The sequence below is a fragment of the Actinokineospora guangxiensis genome, from assembly GCF_042657845.1.
GTDB classification, from domain to species: domain Bacteria; phylum Actinomycetota; class Actinomycetes; order Mycobacteriales; family Pseudonocardiaceae; genus Actinokineospora; species Actinokineospora guangxiensis.
Window position 1 is genome coordinate 125,189 of the sequence record NZ_JBHSKF010000001.1, and the last position, 18,892, is coordinate 144,080.

Sequence of the window (18,892 nt, forward strand, 5' to 3'; positions counted from 1 at the left end):
TCCCGATGGTAGTGCGAATGGCGCAGCGCCGACCTGGGAACGGCCGACTGGCTGCCAGGGGGGCCGCGTCGGGCCGTTACCCTCGGTCCTTGTGTCGAGTTCGCCGGTCACCCATTCCGAGCCCCTGACGGACCTGCTCACCGCCAACCCCGTCGTGGACGACCTCGCCGCCCGCTTCGCCGAGGCGGGCCACCGCCTGTACCTGGTGGGCGGCAGCGTGCGCGACGCGCTGCTCGGGCGGCTCGGCACGGACCTCGACTTCACCACCGACGCCCGGCCCGAGCAGATCATGGAGCTGGTGAAGGGCTGGGCCGACGCGGTCTGGGACACCGGCATCGCCTTCGGCACGGTCGGGGCGGCCAAGGCGGGGCGGACCTGCGAGATCACGACCTTCCGCGCCGACGCCTACGACCGGGTCTCGCGCAACCCCGAGGTCCGCTTCGGCGACACCATCGAGGGCGACCTGGTGCGCCGGGACTTCACCGTGAACGCCATGGCCGTCGACCTGGCGACCAAGCGGCTGATCGACCCGCACGGCGGCGAGGCGGCGCTGGACTCGCGGGTGCTGGACACCCCGGCCACGCCGCAGGAGTCCTTCGCCGACGACCCGCTGCGCATGCTGCGCGCGGCGCGGTTCATCAGCCAGCTGTGCTTCGTGCCCGCGCCCCGCGTGGTCGAGGCGATGACGGCGATGAGCGCGGAGATCCTGCGCATCACCCCCGAGCGGGTGCAGGCCGAGATCGCCAAGCTGCTCTGCGGCGACGACCCGCGCGGCGGCGTCGAGCTGCTGGTCGACACCGGCCTGGCCGAGCACGTGCTGCCCGAGGTCCCGGCGATGCGGCTGGAGATCGACGAGCACCACCAGCACAAGGACGTCTACGAGCACTCCCTGGTCGTGCTGGACCAGGCCGTCGAACTGGAGGCCGCCGACCCGGACTTCGCGGGGCCGGACCTGGTCCTGCGGCTGGCGGCGCTGCTGCACGACATCGGCAAGCCGGACACCCGCAGGCACGTGCCGGGGGGCGGGGTGAGCTTCCACCACCACGAGGTGGTCGGCGCGAAGATGGTCCGCAAGCGCTTGCGGGCGCTGCGGTTCTCCAAGGAGATCACCGAGGACGTCGCCCGCCTGGTGTTCCTGCACCTGCGCTTCCACGGCTACGGCAAGGGCGAGTGGACCGACTCCGCGGTCCGCCGCTACGTCACCGACGCCGGTGACCTGCTCCCCCGCCTGCACAAGCTGGTCCGGGCGGACTGCACCACGCGCAACAAGCGCAAGGCGGGCGCGCTGCAGCGCACCTACGACGGCCTGGAGGAGCGCATCGAGCGCATCGCCGCCGACGAGGACCTGGCCAGGGTGCGCCCGGACATCGACGGCAACGAGATCATGCGGCTGCTCGGCCTGCGCCCCGGCCCGCAGGTCGGTCAGGCGTGGCGCTTCCTCAAGGAACTGCGCCTGGACAAGGGCCCGCTGGAGCGCGACGAGGCCGTCCAGGCGCTCTACGGGTGGGCGGCCGAACGTGGGCTAGTGGTGCCCACGGCTTGCCCAAGCGAACCCGCCGAGCCCCACGAGGTAGACCGCGGCGGCGGTGACGATCAGGCCGGGTGAGACCCCGTCCGGGGCCACGACCAGGGCGGCCAGCGACAGCGAGACGACCTGCGCGACGTTGAACAGCGTGTCGTAGAGGGCGAAGACCCGGCCCCGGCTCTCGTCGCCGATGTCGCGCTGCACCGCGGCGTCCACGCACAGCTTGACCACCTGCCCGACGAACGAGACCACGAACGCCGCGGCCATCGTCGTGCCCATCGTCGTCGGCAGCCCGAGCGCCAGGAGCGCGACCGCGCCGACGACCATGCCCGCGCCCATCGTCCGCCTGCGGCCGAACCCCGCGACGATCCGCGCCGTGGTCATCCCGGCCACCAGCACGCCGAGCCCGAACAGCCCGGCGACCTGCCCGAGCCCGGCCAGCCCCGCGTCGAACTCGAAGCGCATCAGCAGCACGGTGAGCAGCAGCAGGACGCCGAACACGGCCCGGTGCGCCAGCAGCGCCACGAACCCGGCGAGGACGGTCGGCGTGCGCAGCGCGACGCGTCCCCCGTCGAAGAGCCCCCTGGCCACGGCCACCAGCGTCTGGGCGGGCTCGTCGACGGCGTCGGGCCCCAGCGACCCGCGCGGGAACCCGATCACCACGACCGCGGCCACCACCGACCCGACGAGCGCGACGGAGGTGGTCAGCCCGGAACCGGTGTCGTCCTCGCCCAGCAGCGCCCGGATGCCGACCGCGCACCCGGCCCCCAGCACGGCGACCACCGCCCCCAGCGTGGTGGCGATGGCGTTGGCCTCGACCAGGTTGCGCACCGGCACCACGTGCGGAAGCGACGCCGAGAGCCCCGACCCCACGAACCGGCTGATCCCGACCACCACCAGCGCCAAGGTGAACAGCACCGTCCCCGGCGCCCCGGCGATCAGGCACACCGCGGCCACGACGATCACCAGCCCGCGCAGCGCGTTGGCGGTCACCAGCACCCGCCGCCGGTCCCACCGGTCCAGCAGCGCCCCGGCGAACGGCCCGACGACCGAGTACGGCAGCAGCAGCGCGGCGAACCCGGCGGCGATGGCCAGCGGGTCGGTCTCGCGCTCGGGGTTGAACAGCACCGCCCCCGCCAGCCCGGCCTGGAACAGCCCGTCACCCCACTGGGCGGCGAAGCGGGACAGCAGCAGCCTGCGGAAACCGGGGAAGCGGAGCATCCGCCGAGGACCGATGCGGTCGTGGTGGTGGTCGTGGCCTGTTGCCGGGCCCGCGGCCTGCGCGGTGCTCACGATGGGCCAGCCTAACCCCAGAAGAGGAACGGGCGGGCGGCTCCCAGCTGGGAAGCCGCCCGCCCGCCTGCCGGCGCCCGGTCGCCTCACGGCGAGTCGCGCAGAGTGGCTCCAGCCGAGCGGTATTCCACTAAGGCGGTTGTGGTTGAGCCCGGGGGACACGGTGACGCCGACGACCCGTACAACGAGCGAGGTGGCCAAGATGTTCCCCGGTCGAGTCCTCACACTTGGATAACGGATGGGATCATGTCCCCCGTGTCCTCCGACGTGTCGGTCGAGCCGGGAACGCTGCTGGTCGCGGCGCCGAGCCTGCTCGACGAGAACTTCCGCCGCACGGTGGTGTTCGTCATCGACCACCGCGGCGAAGGCACGCTCGGAGTCGTGCTCAACCGGCCGAGCGAAGTCCCCGTGGGTGAGGTCCTGCCCTCCTGGGGACCCCACGTGACCGACCCCGGCTCGGTCTTCGTCGGCGGCCCGGTCGAGCAGAAGACGGCCCTGTGCCTGGCCGCCATGCGCACCGGGGTCACCGTCGAGGGGATCACCGGCCTCATCGGCGTCCGCGGCCCGGTCGCCCTGGTCGACCTCGACGTCGACCCGGAATCCCTGATCCCGAACCTGCGCGGCGTCCGCGTCTTCGCGGGCTACTCCGGCTGGGAGGTCGGCCAGCTCGCCGGCGAGATCGACCGCGGCGACTGGATCGTCGTCCCCGCCCTGCCCACCGACGTCCTCACCCCACCCACCGTCGACCTGTGGGGCCGGGTCCTGCGCCGCCAGGGCATGCCCCTGGCCCTCCTGGCCACCCACCCGGGCGACGTCCGCCAGAACTGACCCATCTACGCCCCGCGGAGTGGTCATTCGAGGCGAGTAGCCTCTCCTGTCATCGGAATCCACCTTGACAGCAGGGCCGAGTGCTTGGCTCGCGGCAATGGGCAGGGAGTGGTCCCCTTGATTGCCGCACTGACCTCCGTCGCCACCGGGGCTGACCTCGAAGCGGTAGTTCACCGTCAGCCCGGCGAGGTTGCTCGCCAGATCGCGGATCCCGAAGGCTGCGTCCGACGCACTGGCCGGCATCGCCGTCAGGATTGAACGAGCGGCCCACTCGGAGAGTTGCAACGGCGGACAAGCCGCCGTTCGGGCGGCCAACCTTCAGGGATTCATTTCCGTGGGCGCGATCTGCCGAATAGTCGATCTGGTGAACGGCAAATGGTCGACTGTGCTGCTCTTGAGATAAGGCGACAGCTACGCCTTCTGGAAGACCCCGCACCCGCCCGCGCCGCACTGGCAGCCCTTGCACCCCGCGGGCAGCTCCGGCTCCGGCTCGGGCACCGCCGCGGCGGCGCGCGAGCCCAGTACCCCGCCGCCCACCGACAGCGTCAGCAGGCCGGCCAGGGCGATGATCGTGACCATCAGCGGCTGCGTCGCCCACGCGGCGAGCGCGCCGAGGATCCCCACGGCCCCGGCGACCACGGTCGGCAGCCCCGCCACCTTGTTCCCCACCCGGAACGCCTCGTCGCTGCGGAGGGTCGCGGCCGTGCGGACGCCGGCGAAGCGGTTGCGGGGGAGGCGGCCGGTGAGGGCCAGGGTGCCGATGGCGAGCAGGGCGATCCCGGCGACCAGGGGTACGAGCGGCAGCAGCGTCACGGTGTCGATGGTAGGTCGTGGGCCAGGTCACCCCGAAGTGCGCTGGACAGGCTGCGCTACCCTGGACCCATGAGCAAGGGATACCTGCTCCTTAGTGGGCCGTGCTGACCGATCCGCGTCGGTGAGCACGGCGACCCTCCATGCCCTCCTGGGCTGGGGGGTTTTCGTTTGTCCGGAGCAGGACCCCACAGGAGGAACTTTCCATGAGCGACGAGCCCGCCCACCGGTACACCGCCGCCCTGGCCGGTGACATCGAGAGCCGCTGGCAGGACCACTGGGACGAGCACGGCACCTTCCACGCGCCGAACCCGGTGGGGGCGCTGGCCGGACCGGTGCCCGCCGACAAGCTGTTCGTGCAGGACATGTTCCCCTACCCGTCCGGGTCGGGGCTGCACGTCGGGCACCCGCTGGGGTTCATCGGCACCGACGTCTTCGCGCGCTACCACCGCATGACGGGCCGCAACGTCCTGCACACGATGGGCTTCGACGCCTTCGGGCTGCCCGCCGAGCAGTACGCGGTGCAGACGGGGCAGCACCCGCGCAAGACCACCGAGGACAACATCGAGACCTACCTGCGCCAGATCCGCAGGATCGGCCTGGGCCACGACACCCGCCGCCGGATCTCGACCATCGACCCGGACTACTACCGCTGGACGCAGTGGATCTTCCTGCAGATCTTCAACTCCTTCTACGACGCCGAGGCGGGCCGCGCGCGGCCGATCGCGGAGCTGGCCGCGCAGTTCGTCACCGGTGAGCGCGCCACCCCCGACGGCCGCCCGTGGGCCGAGCTGTCGCACGCCGAGCGCCAGGCGCTGCTGAACGAGCACCGCCTGGTGTACCTGTCCGACGCCCCGGTGAACTGGGTGCCGGGCCTGGGCACGGTGATCTCCAACGAGGAGGTCACCGCCGACGGGCGCTCCGAGCGCGGCGACTTCCCCGTCTTCCGCAAGAACCTGCGCCAGTGGATGATGCGGATCACCGCCTATTCCGACCGCCTGATCGACGACCTGGACCGGCTGGACTGGCCGGAGAAGGTCAAGTCGATGCAGCGCAACTGGATCGGCCGCTCGCACGGCGCCCGGGTGCGCTTCGCGACCGGCGGCGGTGACGTCCCCAGCAGCGACATCGAGGTCTTCACGACCCGCCCGGACACCCTGTTCGGCGCCACCTACATGGTGCTGGCGCCCGAGCACCCCCTGGTCGACGCGATCGCCGCCGCCGCGTGGCCCTCCGATGTGGACAGCCGCTGGACGGCGGGCGCGGCGACCCCGGCCGAGGCCATCGCCGAGTACCGCCGCGCCGCGTCGATGAAGTCCGAACTGGACCGCCAGGAGAACCGGGAGAAGACCGGCGTCTTCACCGGCGCCTACGCGGTGAACCCGGTCAACGACGCCCGCATCCCGGTGTTCATCGCCGACTACGTGCTGATGGGATACGGCACCGGCGCGATCATGGCCGTGCCCGGCCAGGACCAGCGCGACTGGGACTTCGCCACCGCCTTCGGCCTGCCGGTGGTGCGCACGGTCCAGCCGAGCGACGGCTTCGACGGCGAGGCGTTCACCGGCGACGGCCCGGCGGTCAACTCCGGCTTCCTGGACGGCCTGGACATCGCCGAGGCCAAGAAGACGATCATCGCCTGGCTGGAGGAGCACGGCCACGGCCGCGGCACCGTGCAGTACAAGCTGCGCGACTGGCTGTTCTCCCGCCAGCGCTACTGGGGCGAGCCGTTCCCGATCGTCTACGACGAGCACGGCACGCCGGTCGCGGTGCCGGAGTCCATGCTGCCCATCGAGCTGCCCGAGGTGGACGACTACTCCCCCGCCACCTACGACCCGCAGGACGCCGACACCGAGCCGTCGCCCCCGCTGTCCAAGGCGGCCGACTGGGTGAACGTGGAGCTGGACCTGGGCGAGGGCCCCAAGACCTACCGCCGCGACACCAACACGATGCCCAACTGGGCCGGTTCGTGCTGGTACCAGCTGCGCTACGTCGACCCGGAGGACGCCGAGCACTTCTGCGCCCCGGAGAACGAGCGCTACTGGCTGGGCCCGCGCCCGAAGGAGCACGGCGCGACCGACCCCGGCGGCGTGGACCTGTACGTCGGCGGCGTCGAGCACGCGGTGCTGCACCTGCTGTACTCGCGGTTCTGGCAGAAGGTCCTGTTCGACCTGGGCCACGTGAGCGGCGACGAGCCGTACCGCAGGCTGTTCAACCAGGGCTACATCCAGGCCTTCGCCTACGCCGACGCCCGCCGCGTGTACGTGCCCGCCCACGAGGTGGTCGAGCGCGACGGCAAGTACTTCCACGGTGACACCGAGGTGTTCCAGGAGTACGGGAAGATGGGCAAGAGCCTGAAGAACGTCGTCACCCCGGACGAGATGTGCGATGTGTACGGCGCGGACACCTTCCGCCTGTACGAGATGTCCATGGGCCCCATGGACGTCTCCCGCCCGTGGGCGACCAAGGACGTCGTCGGCGCGCAGCGCTTCCTGCAGCGCCTGTGGCGCGCGGTGATCGATGAGGAGTCCGGCGAGGTCCGCGTCACCGGCGGCGAGGTCGCGGAGCCGACGCTGCGCCTGCTGCACAAGACGATCGCGGGCGTGCACGAGGACTACGCCAACCTGCGCTACAACACCGCGGGCGCGAAGCTGATCGAGCTGACCAACCACGTCACCAAGCACCACCCGGACGGCTGCCCGCGCGAGGTCGCCGAGGCGCTGGTGCTGCTGCTGGCCCCGATGTGCCCGCACATCGCCGAGGAGCTGTGGTCGCGCCTGGGCCACTCCGAGTCCTTGGCCCACGGCCCGTTCCCGGTCGCCGACGAGCGTTACCTGGTCGAGGACACCGTCGAGTACCCGATCCAGGTCAACGGCAAGGTCCGCGGCCGGGTCACGGTGTCGGCCTCGGCCCAGCAGGACGAGATCAAGGCGGTCGCCCTGGCTGAGGAGAAGGTCGCCGCGCTGATCGGCGACACGACCCCGAAGAAGGTCATCGTCGTCCCGGGCAGGCTGGTCAACGTGGTGCTGTAGCGGCTCGACCGTTCGGCGGCGGCCGTCCGCGGCTGTCGGGGGTGACTCCGGCGGCGGGACGGCCGCATTCCGTTGGCGGGGGCCGGCGCGCTGCTCTACGTCTGATCATGGCGACCGCCATGATCATCACCCTGCTCTGCGTCCTCACGCTGGCCGCCACCGCGGTCCTCGGGGGACGGCGGTGGCGGCGCCGGTTGTGCCGTTCAGCTGTCGCGGTGTATGGGGGTCAGCCCAGCTTCTCGCGGGCGGTGATGAAGGCCTCCACCGCGCGGTTGACGTCGTCGGTGGTGTGGGCGGCCGACATCTGCGTGCGGATGCGCGCCTTGCCGTGCGGCACCACCGGGTAGGAGAACCCGATCACGTAGACGCCCTGCTCCAGCAGCAGGTCGGCCAGCTGGGCGGCCCGCGCGGCGTCGCCGATCATCACCGGGATGATCGGGTGCTCGCCGGGCAGCAGGTCGAAGCCCGCCTCGGTCATGCGCGAGCGGAACAGCGCGGCGTTCTCGCGCAGCCGGGTCAGCAGCTCGCCGGAGGAGTCCAGCAGGTCGAGGCAGGCCAGGCCGGCCGCGGTGATCGACGGGGCCAGGGAGTTGGAGAACAGGTAGGGCCGCGAGCGCTGCCGCAGCAACTCGATGATCTCCGCGCGCCCCGAGGTGTACCCGCCGCTCGCGCCGCCGAGGGCCTTGCCGAGAGTGCCGGTGTAGATGTCGACGCGGTCGCCGACGCCGAAGTGCTCGGGCGTGCCCCGGCCGGTGGCGCCCATGAACCCGACCGCGTGCGAGTCGTCCACCATGACCAGCGCGTCGTGCTTGTCGGCGAGGTCGCAGATCTGGTCGAGCGGGGCGAGGTAGCCGTCCATGGAGAAGACGCCGTCGGTGGCGATGAGGCGGTAGCGCGCGTCGCGGGCCTCGATGAGCTTGGCTTCCAGGTCGGCCATGTCGGCGTTGCGGTAGCGGAAGCGGCGGGCCTTGGACAGACGGACGCCGTCGATGATCGAGGCGTGGTTCAGCTCGTCGGAGATGATCGCGTCCTGCTCGCCCAGCAGCGTCTCGAAGAGGCCGCCGTTGGCGTCGAAGCAGGAGCTGTAGAGGATGGTGTCGTCGGTGCCGAGGAACTCCGAGAGCCGCGCCTCCAGCCGCTTGTGCGGGGCCTGCGTGCCGCAGATGAAGCGCACCGACGCCATGCCGAAGCCCCACTCGTCCAGCGCGCGCTGGGCCGCGGTGACCAGCGCGGGGTGGTCGGCGAGGCCGAGGTAGTTGTTGGCGCAGAAGTTCAGCACCGGCTCGTCGCCGCCGACGGTCACCGAAGCCCGCTGCGGGCTGGTGATGACCCGCTCGGACTTGTAGAGCCCGGCCTCCCTGATCTCGTCCAGGGTGGTGCGGAGGTTCTCGCGCATCGCGCCGAACATGCTTCAGCTCTCCCAATCCATGATGACCTTGCCGCTGTGCCCGCCGCGCGCGGTCTCGAACGCCTCGGCGTGCTCGGTGTGGTGGAAGCGGTGCGTGATGACCGGGGTGATGTCCAGGCCCGCGCGCAGCAGCACGGACATGGCGTACCAGGTCTCGAACATCTCCCGCCCGTAGATGCCCTTGACGGTCAGCATCTTCAGCACGACCTGGCTGAAGTCGACGGAGATCTCCTGCGCGGGCAGGCCCAGCATCGCGATCTTGCCGCCGTGGGACATGGTCGAGATCATCTCGCGCAGCGCCGAGGGCTGCCCGCTCATCTCCATGCCCACGTCGAAGCCCTCGGTCATCTCCAGCCGCCCGTAGACCTCCGAGATCGCCGAGCGGGAGACGTCCAGCGCGACGTCCACACCCAGCTTCTCGGCCAGCGCGAGCCGCTCGGGGCTGACGTCGGTGATGGCGACGTGCCGCGCCCCGGCGTGCTTGGCCACGGCGGCGGCCATCAGCCCGATCGGCCCCGCGCCGGTGATGAGCACGTCCTCGCCCAGCACCGGGAAGGCCAGCGCGGTGTGCACGGCGTTGCCGAACGGGTCGAAGATCGCCGCGACGTCGAGGTCGACGGCGTGGTTGTGCACCCACGCGTTCTGCTCGGGCAGCACGACGTACTCGGCGAACGCGCCGTCGACGTGCACGCCCAGCCCGAGGGTGCGCGCGCACAGGTGCCGTCGCCCGGCGCGGCAGTTGCGGCAGGTCCCGCAGATCAGGTGCCCCTCGCCGCTGACCAGGTCGCCCGGCTTGACCGTGGTGACCGCGGCGCCGACTTCCAGCACCTCGCCGACGAACTCGTGCCCGACGACCAGCGGGGCCTTCACGGTGCGCGCCGCCCAGTCGTCCCAGGCGTCGATGTGCAGGTCGGTGCCGCAGATGCCGGTGCGCTTGACCCGCAGCAGGACGTCACCGGGACCCGGGTGCGGGTCGGGCACGTCCACCAGGTCGAGCCCGGGGCCCGGGGCGCCTTTGACCAGAGCCTTCACGTCTGTCACTCCTCCAGGTGCTTCCTCACCGCGGAGTGTGGCCCCGTCGCGCCGCGCGGTCCATCGGGGATTTCTGCAGTGCTTGTTCAGCGGCGCTGCACAGGCGGCACGACCAGAGCACCGCCACCGCCACCGACCTGTTCCTGCGCGCCCTCACAGGCCCGCCTCCCGCAGCAGGTCGGTGAGCATCGACTCGAACAGCGGCTCCGGGTCGCCCACCGGGAACGGGAACTGGCCGAAGACCTCCAAGGCGACCTGGCCGTAGAGGCGAACCCAGAACTGCAGCATCACGAACGCCGTGCCCACGCCCAGCCGCTCCGGCGGCAGCTCGACGCCGGACTCGGCGACCACGCGCAGCAGCTCCTCGCGGAAGACGGCCAGGTCGGGCCGCAGGCTGGGCGGGATGGTCCGCTCGGGCGGGAGGACCAGCGGGCCCGAGGCGAGCACGCGCCCGGCGACGGACAGGAAGATCCGGCCGAAGGAGTCCTTCGACAGGTCCGCGCCGTCGGGGCCCGCCGGGCAGTTGGCCGACGCGTCCGACGGCGAGGCGAAGACCAGCACGAACTCCTGCGGGTGGGCCAGCGCCCAGCGGCGGAAGCCCCGGCAGATCGCCAGGACCTGATCGAGGCGGTCGTCGCCGTCCAGGCGGGCGAGGTCGTCGGTCAGCTCCTGGGCGAGGTCCTCGCAGACGTCGGTGCGCAGGTGCTCGACCAGGTCCTCGCGGGAGGCGTAGTAGCGGTAGAGCGCAGGCGCGGTGATGCCCATCTCGCGCGCGATGGCCCGGAGGGTGACAGCCTGGGGCCCGTGGTTCACCAGGAGTGCGCGCGCTTGGGCGCGGATCGCTCTATCGGTGTCTGCGCGTACACGATCGCGGCGTGTGGCCTCCGTCATTCCTCACTCCGTGCTCTTGTAAACGCCGTTAACTTCACTCTACGGTTTCAGTGAACGGCGTTTACGCCACTGACCCCAGGCACGGTAGTCGTCGCTGGTCGGCATGGCCAACGGCGGGAGGGAGCGGTCGTGTTCTTACGGTGGGGCGGAGCCGTGCACCGGCGCCGCTGGGCGGTCCTGGTCGCGGTGCTGGCGATCATGGTCACGGGGGGCCTGTGGGGCCTCGGCGTCTTCGACAAGCTCACCCAGGGCGGCTACGAGGACCCGGGCAGCGAGTCCGCCCAGGTCACGCGGGTGCTGGCCGACCTCGGCCAGCGCCAGGCCGACGTCGTCGTCCTCTACACCGCGCCCGCGGGCACGACCGTCGACGACCCCGAGGTCGCCAAGAAGGTCACCGACTCTCTCGCCGCGCTCCCCGCCGACCGGGTCGCCCAGCGCCTGGACTACTGGTCCACCCAGGCCCCGACCCTGGCCAGCGCCGACCGCACGCTCGCCCTCGCCACGATCACGCTCGCGGGCGATGACTACGACGTGCGCGGCGCCAACTTCGACGCCATCGCCCAGGGGCTGCGCGTCGACGGCGTGCCGACCAGCCTCGGCGGCCAGGTGCCGCTGGAGCGGGCGATGACCGAGCTGTCGAACAAGGACCTCGTCGTCGCCGAGGCGATCTCCCTGCCGGTCACGCTGGTCCTGCTGGTGCTCATCTTCGGCAGCGTGGTCGCCGCGTCCCTGCCCGTGCTCGTCGGCGGGCTCTCGATCCTCGGATCGCTCGGCGTGCTGCGGGCGCTGAGCACGGGCCTGGAGGTCAACACCTTCGCCGTCAACGTCGCCACGCTGCTGGGCCTGGGCATGGCGATCGACTACGGGCTGTTCATCGTCGGCCGCTACCGCGAGGAGCTGGCGGGCGGGGCGGAACCGGCCGCCGCGGTGCGCAGGACCGTCGCCACGGCGGGCCGCACGGTGGCGTTCTCGGCGACGCTGCTGGTCATCGCCCTGTCCGGGCTGCTGGTCTTCCCGATGGACTTCCTCAAGTCCATGGCCTACGGCGGCATGTCCGCGGTCGCCATCGCCGCGATCGTCTCCCTGACGCTGCTGCCCGCGCTGCTGGCGATCCTGGGCCGCAACGTCGACAAGTGGTCGGTGCGCCGCGCGCCCGCGGGCGAACCGCGCCGGCTGGGCCGGGTCGCCGACGCGGTCATGAGGCGGCCGGTCTGGTTCGCCGCGCCGATCATCGCCGTCCTGGTCGTGCTCGCGCTGCCGTTCGGCAACGTGCAGTTCGGCGGCGCGGACGTCAAGCAGCTCCCGCCCGGCGACCCGAGCCGGGTCACCGCCGAGGTGATCGCCGAGAACTTCCCCGGATCGGGTGACAACACCGCGACGGTCCTGCTGCGCGGCGCGGACGACGCCGCCGCGGCCGCGTTCGCCGCCGACGCCAAGCAGGTGCCCGGCGTGCTTGACGTGCTGCCCAGCCCGCCCGCGGGCGACGTCCGCGTGTTCACCGCGCCGCTGGCGGGGGACTCGGCCTCCGACACCGCGCGCGAGGCCGTCGAGGGGCTGCGGGCGGTGCCGTCGCAGGCCGACGTGCTCGTCGGCGGCTTCCCGGCGATGGTGGCCGACAGCGTGGACTCCATCACCGCGCAGGTGCCGTGGATGGTCCTCATCCTGGTCGCCGCGACGCTGGTGCTGATGTTCCTGGCGTTCGGGTCGGTGCTGCTGCCGGTGAAGGCCGTCGTGGTGAGCGCGCTGAGCCTGTCGGCGACCTTCGGCGTGCTGGTGTTCGTCTTCCAGGAGGGACACCTGGCCGACTTGCTGGGGGTGACGCCGCAACCGGTGCAGGCGGGGATGCTGGTGCTCATCGGCGCGGTCGTCTTCGGCCTGTCCACCGACTACGAGACCTTCCTGCTCTCGCGCATGGTCGAGGCCCGCCACCAGGGCATGTCCACTCCCGACGCCGTGCGCACCGGGCTGGTCAGGACCGGTCGGATGATCACCGCGGCGGCGCTGCTGCTGGGCGTGGTGACCGGCGCGTTCGCGATGTCGTCGCTGGCCAGCATGCGGTTCATCGGCACGGGGATGATCGTCGCCCTGCTGCTGGACGCCACCGTCGTGCGCATGCTGCTCGTCCCGGCGCTGATGCGGCTGATGGGCGACGCGGCCTGGTGGGCCCCGCGCGGGCTGCGCCGGCTGCAGGAGCGCGCCGGGCTCTCCGAGGTCGAGACGCCGCCCCGGGAGCTGGAACGGGTCTAGGAGGGGGGCCACCGGCGCCGATCGCTCGGGGGGCTACGCGACCGGCGCCGGTGACCAGTGCCGGCCGTGGCCCCCTGGCCCTGACCGGCACCCGGGGCTCGGGGCCCCGGGTCACCACGGGCGCCGCAGAACGGCGCCCGCTAGAACAGTGACGTTGATTGTGGCACTCAGGAGCCAATCGACTACGCATTCGTTCACACTTGCGCACGTTGCTGTGTCGATATTGGGTCGATGTTGTGTCCATGTCGGGTCGATCAGAGGGTGGGTGGCGGGTGGAGCCGGTGGTGGCTGTGCTGGGGTCGGCCAACGCCGACCTGGTCGTCGATGTCGTGTCTCGGCCTGGCCCCGGGGAGACCGTTCTCGGCTCTGACGTGCGCGTTCTTCCGGGCGGCAAGGGAGCGAACACGGCCGTGGCCGCGGCCAGGCTGGGCGGTCGGGTGATCTTCATCGGGGCCGTGGGCGACGACGGGCACGGAGAGCTGCTGCGCCGGTCGTTGACAATGAACGGTGTCGACATCGGCAAGGTGCGGACCGTCGAGCGGCCCACCGGGGCCGCCTTCATCACCGTCACCGGGGACGGGGAGAACGCCATCGTGGTGTCCCCGGGGGCCAACGCGGCGCTGCGGCCGCAGGACGTCGACCTGTCGGGGGCGGCGGTGCTGGCGGCGTCGCTGGAGGTGCCGGTCGCGGTGGTCGAGCACGCGGTCGCGGCGGCGGTGGCGGCCGGGGTGCGGGTGGTGCTGAACCTGTCGCCGGTGACCTCGCTCGGCGCGGCGACCCTGGCCGGGCTCGACCCGCTGATCGTCAACCAGCACGAGGCCGAGGCGCTGGGACCGCTGCTGGAGCTGGGGGTGCGCAGCGCGGTGGTGACCCTGGGCGCCGAGGGGGCCGAGGTCATCACCCCCGCGGGGACGACGCGCGTGGCCGCGCCGCGGGTCGCGCCGGTGGACACCACCGGCGCGGGCGACGCGTTCGCCGGGGCGCTGGCCCGCAGGCTGGCGGTCGGGGACGACCTGGTCGAGGCCGCTGGGTACGCGTGCCGCGTGGCGGCGGTGTCGGTGACCAGGCCGGGCGCGCAACCGTCCTATCCGAGCGCTGACGAGCTCTGAGCAGCGAGGCACTAGCTTCTGCTTCATGCCGATCGACCCGCGCCGCCTGCGCGTCCTGCGCGCGCTGGCGGACCACGGGACCGTCACCGCGGCGGGCCGGGCGCTGCACCTGACCCCGTCCGCGGTGTCCCAGCAGCTGGCCGCCCTGGAATCCGAGGCGGGCCAGGACCTGCTGCGCCGCAAGGGCAGGCGGGTCTGGCTGACCTCGGCGGGCGAACTCCTGGTCGACCACGCCACCGCCGTCCTGGCCGAACTGGACCGCGCCGAGGCCCGCCTCGCCGAACTCGGCGCGGGCCGCCTCGGCCGGGTGCGCGTCGCCGCGTTCGCCTCGGCCATCGTCCAGGTCGTCGCCCCCGCCGTCCGCCACCTGCGCGCCCACGCCCCCGGCATCACCATCCAGGTCCGCGACGCCGAAGGCCACGACAGCCTCCCCATGCTCCTCGACGGCGAGATCGACATCGCCATCACCATGGAACACCGGGCCCTCACCGCCCTCACCGCCGACGACCGCACCACCCGAGACCCCCTCTACACCGAACCCTTCGACGCCGTCCTCCCCCCGAACCACCCGGCCCCCGGCCCCACCGTCTCCCTGACCGACCTCGCCACCGACGACTGGATCGCCCCGGCCGCGGGCAACCCCTGCCGCGACGTCGTCCTCCTGGCCTGCGAACACGCGGGCTTCGCCCCCCGCATCACCCACACCTCCGACGACTTCGCCGCCGAGTCCGCCCTGGTCGACGCGGGCGTCGGCGTGGCGCTCATCCCCAGGACAGCGGCCCACGGCACCCGCGTCCTCCCGGTAGCGGGCGATCCCCCCACCCGCCGCGTCTTCGCCGCCATCCGCCGAGGCCGCGAAGACCACCCCCTCATCTCCACCGTCCGCGCCGCCCTGCGCACGGCGGCGGAATCGATGACCGACGGGCCGGTGCGCGGAGACGTGGTGACGCCCGCCGGTGAGGGCTAGGCCCAGAACCTTCACCCTGTCTCGACATGCCCACGACGCGCCTGGCCGAGCCGCCGGAACGCCCGCGGACAACCAACGCCCCGTCGACTCACCCAGCCACGCCGAGGCACGGCAAACGTTCTGGGGCGAGGCACTAGCTCTCCCAGGTGAGCTTCCACGGCCTGCGGACCACCATGTTCCCGATCCGCACGTACTTCGGCTTGCGCAGCGTCAGCGAGCCCGCCGTCACCGTCCCCGTGATGTGGAAGCGCGGCCGCCCCGACCCGCTTGAGGTCTTGTTCGTGACGCTGCCCGCCGTCACCCGCACGTCGTCGGCGTCCACCGACGCGCCGTCCGGGAGCAGCATCTCCACCGAGCCGCCCGCCAGGTCGATCTCCACCAGGACGTCCGCGTGCGTGATCACCGCGTCGGTGAAGTCCAGCTCCGTGGAGCCCAGGCGGTTGTACACGCGCATCGAGGACGGCACGACCCACTTGCCGTCGCGTTTGGTCGAGGACATCGTGTTGCGGAACTCCACCGGGCCGGAACGGGCCGGACCGGAGTCCGTGTGGGTGATGCCCGGGAGGTCGACCAGGACGCCGTTCAGCTCGCCGCGGGTCCTCGCGGCCAGGGCCGTGTCGGTGCGGCGGGTGAACTCGTCGAGGTCCAGCAGGCCGCGGCCGATGGCCTTCTGCAGCACGAGGACGACGTGTTCGCGCTCGGCGTCGGACACGCGCAGGTCGCGGGGGTTGATCGGCGCGGGGTGCATGTCCATCAGGCTACTGCTGGGGCTCCTCGTCAAGGCCGTGTTCGATCGCGTAGCGGGCCAGTTCGACGCGGTTGTGCAGTTGCAGTTTCCGCAGGGTCGACTGGACGTGGTTCTCCACGGTGCGGTGGGAGAGCACCAGCTTCTCGGCGATCCTGCGGGCGGTCATGCCCTTGGCGACCAGGCGCAGGACCTCGGTCTCGCGGTCGGTCAGGCGGGGGCCGTCGTCGGCTGGGGCCGAGGCCATCCTGCGGTACTCGCCCAGGACCAGGCCCGCCAGGCCGGGGGTGAAGACGGCGTCGCCCGCCGCCGTGCGGCGGACGGCCTCCACCAGTTCCTCGGCCGAGGCGGACTTCACCAGGTAGCCCGACGCGCCCGCCTTCACCGCCTCCAGGACGTCGGAGTGCTCCCCGCTGGCGGAGAGGACCAGGACCCGGCTCTCGGTCGATGCCGCGGTGATGCCCGCGATCGCGGTCACCCCGGACTCGGCGCCCAGGTTGAGGTCCATCAGCACCACCCGCGGGCGCACCGTGCCCGCGATGCGGACCGCGGCGGCGGCGTCGGCGGCGGTCGCGACCACCTCGAAGCCGCGTTCGGCGAGGTCGCGGGCGACGCCGTCGCGCCACATCGGGTGGTCGTCGACGACCATCACCGTGATGCTCACCTGCTGCCCCGCTTCCCGGTCCGGCGCGGCACGCGCACCTCCCACTCGGTTCCCTCGTTCGGCGCGGTGTCCAGCGCCGCGGTTCCGCCCAGCGCCTCGGCCCGGCCGCGGATCGACCTCGCCACGCCCATGCGGCCCTGCGCCTCGGCCGCGGCCAGGCGCTCGGCGGCGATGCCGACGCCGTCGTCGCGGACGCTGAGCACCACCTCGCCGCCCAGATCCTCCAGCAGCACCCACGCCCGGGCGTCGCCGCCCGCGTGCCGTTCGACGTTGGCCAGCGCCTCCCTGGCCAGGTCGCCCAGTTCGGCGGCGGTCTCGCCGGGCAGCACCACCGGGGTGGCGGGCACCGACACCTGGACGCGGTCGGTCGCCAGGACCTGCAGGGGCCCGCGCAGGTCGACCTCGTCGGCGCCGGAGTCCAGCGGCGCGGCCGAGACCAGCGCGCGCAGCGCGATCTCCTGCCTGGCCGCGAGCGAGGCCAGCTCCTCGGCCTCGCCGCCCAGCTCGCGGCCGCGCTTGCCGACCCGCGCCAGGACCTGGAGCACGCCGTCGTGGATGGAGCGGGCCAGGCGCTCGCGCTCGGCGGTGGCGGCCTCCACCCGCAGCGCCCGCTCCAGGCGCTCGGCGGAGCGCCGCGAGGTCCGCGCCGCCAGCCCCAGCACGAAGCCGACGCCGACCAGCAGCACCATGTCCCTGGTCAGGTCGACGTCGACGTAGCCGCGCACCACGTAGTTGCACACCGAGATCACGCCGCCGTAGACCGTTCCCAGCACGGGCCCGCCGCGCACCGCGCCGACGGCGACCGCGGCCGTCACCCACACCGTCGGCACCAGCGGCACCGACTGGACCTCCAGCTGCGCCTCGGTCAGCACGAACCGCGACAGCGCCATGATCGCGCAGCACACCGCCAGGTCGACCCCGGTGAACCAGGCCGCGGGGTCGGGGCGCAGGTAGTACCAGGACGTCACGGCCGTCCAGGCCGCCATGGCGCCCACCGTCGTCCAGGCCAGCGCGGTGCTCGCGTACTCGCCGTGGTGGGTGCCCACGACCGCCGCCGCGAACACCAGCGTGATCACCCGCAGCAGGACCGCCGCCCGCCACAGGGGCGCGGTGGGGTCCTTGCGGCTCATGACCGGTTGTCCCCCGGCAGGCCGCCGTTCTCCGCGCCCGGCACCGAGCCGGTGTCGTCGAGCACTTCCACCTCGTCGGGGTCGGACTCGGCCGGGGCGACCAGCGAGCGGATGCCCGCGTTGAGCACCGCCAGCAGCGGCACCGACAGCAGCGCGCCCGCGATCCCGGCGGCGATGAGGCCGACGGCGATGGCCAGCACGACCGCCAGCGGGTGCAGCTTCACCGCCCGGCCCAGCAGCCACGGCTGCAGCACGTGGCTCTCGATCTGCATGACGCCGACCACGATCGCCAGCACGATCAGCGCCGTGACGAACCCGTTGGCCACCAGCGCGATCAGCACCGCCACCGTGCCCGCCAGCAGCGCGCCGATGATCGGGATGAACGCGGTGAGGAACACCAGCGCCGCCAGCGGCACGAACAGCGGCACGTCCACGATCCACAGGCCGATGCCGATGCCGACCGCGTCGAAGACCGCCACCGCCGCGGTCGCGCGCACGTAGCTGACCAGCGAGGAGAAGCCTCGGCGGCCCGCCACGTCCACCCGGTCGCGGACGCCGGCGGGCACGCCGCGCACGGTGAAGCGCCAGATGCCCTCGCCGTCGTAGAGGAAGAAGATCAGGATGAAGATGGTCAGCAGCAGGCCGGTCAGGACCTCGCCGATCGTCGCCGCCGTGGTCAGCGCGCCGGAGGTGATCGCCGACTGGTTGGCCTTCAGCGTCTCGATGATGGAGTCCAGGTAGCCCTGGATCTGCTCGACGCGCAGGTGCAGCGGGCCGTTGACCAGCCAATCGCGGATCTGCTCCAGGCTCTGGTTCACCTGCCGCTGCAGCTCGGGCAGGCCGGTGGTGAACTCCGAGATCACGAAGGTCAGCACCCCGCCGACCACGGCGATGCCGCCGATCATCACGATCGCCGCCGCCAGCCCGCGCGGCACCCGGTACTCGACCAGCTTCGCCACCCCCGGCGCCATCAGCGCCGCCAGCAGCAGCGCGATCGCCAGCGGGATCACCACGTGCGCGAAGTAGCCCATCAGCCAGATGACGACGTACAGCGCGCCGATCAGGACCAGGAAGCGCCACGACAGCGCCGCGCCGACGCGCAACCCCTGCGGCACGAGCGGGGTGACGTCTTCGAGGGGCGCCTTGGCAGGGTGCTTGCGACCTGCGACGCGGTTCCTGTTCATCGCGTGCACCGTATAGGCCGAATCACG

The 18,892-nt window shown here is 72.3% G+C and carries 15 protein-coding genes; 6 read left to right on the forward strand and 9 right to left on the reverse strand.

Annotated features, from left to right (window positions below; all coding sequences use genetic code 11):
• The first annotated feature begins 124 nt into the window (after positions 1–124).
• Positions 125–1,606 (forward strand): CCA tRNA nucleotidyltransferase, encoded by a 1,482-nt coding sequence (locus ACFPM7_RS00655; RefSeq protein ID WP_378243784.1) that lies wholly within the window; start codon positions 125–127, stop codon positions 1,604–1,606.
• On the opposite strand, the gene ACFPM7_RS00660 is transcribed toward ACFPM7_RS00655, so the two are convergent.
• Positions 1,523–2,746, reverse strand: a complete 1,224-nt coding sequence (locus ACFPM7_RS00660) for an MFS transporter (RefSeq protein ID WP_378243786.1) — start codon at positions 2,744–2,746, stop codon at positions 1,523–1,525. The two genes, ACFPM7_RS00655 and ACFPM7_RS00660, sit on opposite strands and share 84 nt — an antisense overlap.
• Positions 2,747–3,064: 318 nt before the next feature.
• Here ACFPM7_RS00660 and ACFPM7_RS00665 point away from each other — a divergent pair, with 318 nt between their 5' ends.
• The gene (locus ACFPM7_RS00665) at positions 3,065–3,646 is read left to right on the forward strand and encodes a YqgE/AlgH family protein (protein ID WP_378242588.1); all 582 of its coding nucleotides are present in this window, start codon (positions 3,065–3,067) and stop codon (positions 3,644–3,646) included.
• 411 nt (positions 3,647–4,057) lie between these two features.
• On the opposite strand, the gene ACFPM7_RS00670 is transcribed toward ACFPM7_RS00665, so the two are convergent.
• Positions 4,058–4,459: an SdpI family protein gene (locus ACFPM7_RS00670; protein ID WP_378242590.1), complete on the reverse strand. Its 402-nt coding sequence runs from the start codon at positions 4,457–4,459 to the stop codon at positions 4,058–4,060.
• Positions 4,460–4,662: 203 nt separating this feature from the next.
• Here ACFPM7_RS00670 and leuS point away from each other — a divergent pair, with 203 nt between their 5' ends.
• On the forward strand, positions 4,663–7,488 hold the full coding sequence (leuS, locus tag ACFPM7_RS00675) for a leucine--tRNA ligase (RefSeq protein ID WP_378242592.1): 2,826 nt from the start codon (positions 4,663–4,665) through the stop codon (positions 7,486–7,488).
• A gap of 226 nt (positions 7,489–7,714) precedes the next feature.
• On the opposite strand, the gene ACFPM7_RS00680 is transcribed toward leuS, so the two are convergent.
• The 3 genes from ACFPM7_RS00680 to ACFPM7_RS00690 form a co-directional block, all read right to left on the reverse strand.
• On the reverse strand, positions 7,715–8,896 hold the full coding sequence (locus tag ACFPM7_RS00680; protein ID WP_378242595.1) for a glycine C-acetyltransferase: 1,182 nt from the start codon (positions 8,894–8,896) through the stop codon (positions 7,715–7,717).
• 3 nt (positions 8,897–8,899) lie between these two features.
• Positions 8,900–9,928 carry an L-threonine 3-dehydrogenase gene (tdh, locus tag ACFPM7_RS00685; protein WP_378242597.1) on the reverse strand — a complete coding sequence of 343 codons (1,029 nt, stop codon included), beginning with the start codon at positions 9,926–9,928 and terminating at the stop codon, positions 8,900–8,902.
• Between the two features lie 153 nt (positions 9,929–10,081).
• The gene (locus ACFPM7_RS00690) at positions 10,082–10,819 is read right to left on the reverse strand and encodes a TetR/AcrR family transcriptional regulator (protein ID WP_378242598.1); all 738 of its coding nucleotides are present in this window, start codon (positions 10,817–10,819) and stop codon (positions 10,082–10,084) included.
• Positions 10,820–10,948: 129 nt separating this feature from the next.
• Between ACFPM7_RS00690 and ACFPM7_RS00695 the strand changes: the two genes are divergently transcribed.
• From ACFPM7_RS00695 to ACFPM7_RS00705, 3 genes are all read left to right on the forward strand, one after another.
• Complete coding sequence (locus tag ACFPM7_RS00695) at positions 10,949–13,066, forward strand: MMPL family transporter (protein WP_378242600.1); 2,118 nt, start codon at positions 10,949–10,951, stop codon at positions 13,064–13,066.
• 272 nt (positions 13,067–13,338) lie between these two features.
• Positions 13,339–14,175: a ribokinase gene (locus ACFPM7_RS00700; RefSeq protein ID WP_378242602.1), complete on the forward strand. Its 837-nt coding sequence runs from the start codon at positions 13,339–13,341 to the stop codon at positions 14,173–14,175.
• Positions 14,176–14,200: 25 nt separating this feature from the next.
• A complete protein-coding gene (locus tag ACFPM7_RS00705) occupies positions 14,201–15,142 on the forward strand; it encodes a LysR family transcriptional regulator (RefSeq protein WP_378242604.1) in 942 nt (313 codons plus the stop codon).
• A 133-nt stretch (positions 15,143–15,275) separates the two neighbouring features.
• Here the strand turns inward: ACFPM7_RS00705 and ACFPM7_RS00710 are convergent, their stop codons facing one another.
• From ACFPM7_RS00710 to ACFPM7_RS00725, 4 genes are read right to left on the reverse strand one after another with little or no spacing between them, the layout of a single operon-like run.
• Positions 15,276–15,890 carry a DUF1707 SHOCT-like domain-containing protein gene (locus tag ACFPM7_RS00710; RefSeq protein ID WP_378242606.1) on the reverse strand — a complete coding sequence of 205 codons (615 nt, stop codon included), beginning with the start codon at positions 15,888–15,890 and terminating at the stop codon, positions 15,276–15,278.
• 10 nt (positions 15,891–15,900) lie between these two features.
• The gene (locus ACFPM7_RS00715) at positions 15,901–16,536 is read right to left on the reverse strand and encodes a response regulator (RefSeq protein WP_378243788.1); all 636 of its coding nucleotides are present in this window, start codon (positions 16,534–16,536) and stop codon (positions 15,901–15,903) included.
• A gap of 11 nt (positions 16,537–16,547) precedes the next feature.
• Positions 16,548–17,681: a MacS family sensor histidine kinase gene (gene macS, locus ACFPM7_RS00720; RefSeq protein ID WP_378242608.1), complete on the reverse strand. Its 1,134-nt coding sequence runs from the start codon at positions 17,679–17,681 to the stop codon at positions 16,548–16,550.
• Positions 17,678–18,865, reverse strand: a complete 1,188-nt coding sequence (locus ACFPM7_RS00725) for an AI-2E family transporter (RefSeq protein WP_378242610.1) — start codon at positions 18,863–18,865, stop codon at positions 17,678–17,680. The genes macS and ACFPM7_RS00725 overlap by 4 nt, the downstream gene beginning before the upstream one ends.
• Positions 18,866–18,892 lie beyond the last annotated feature (27 nt).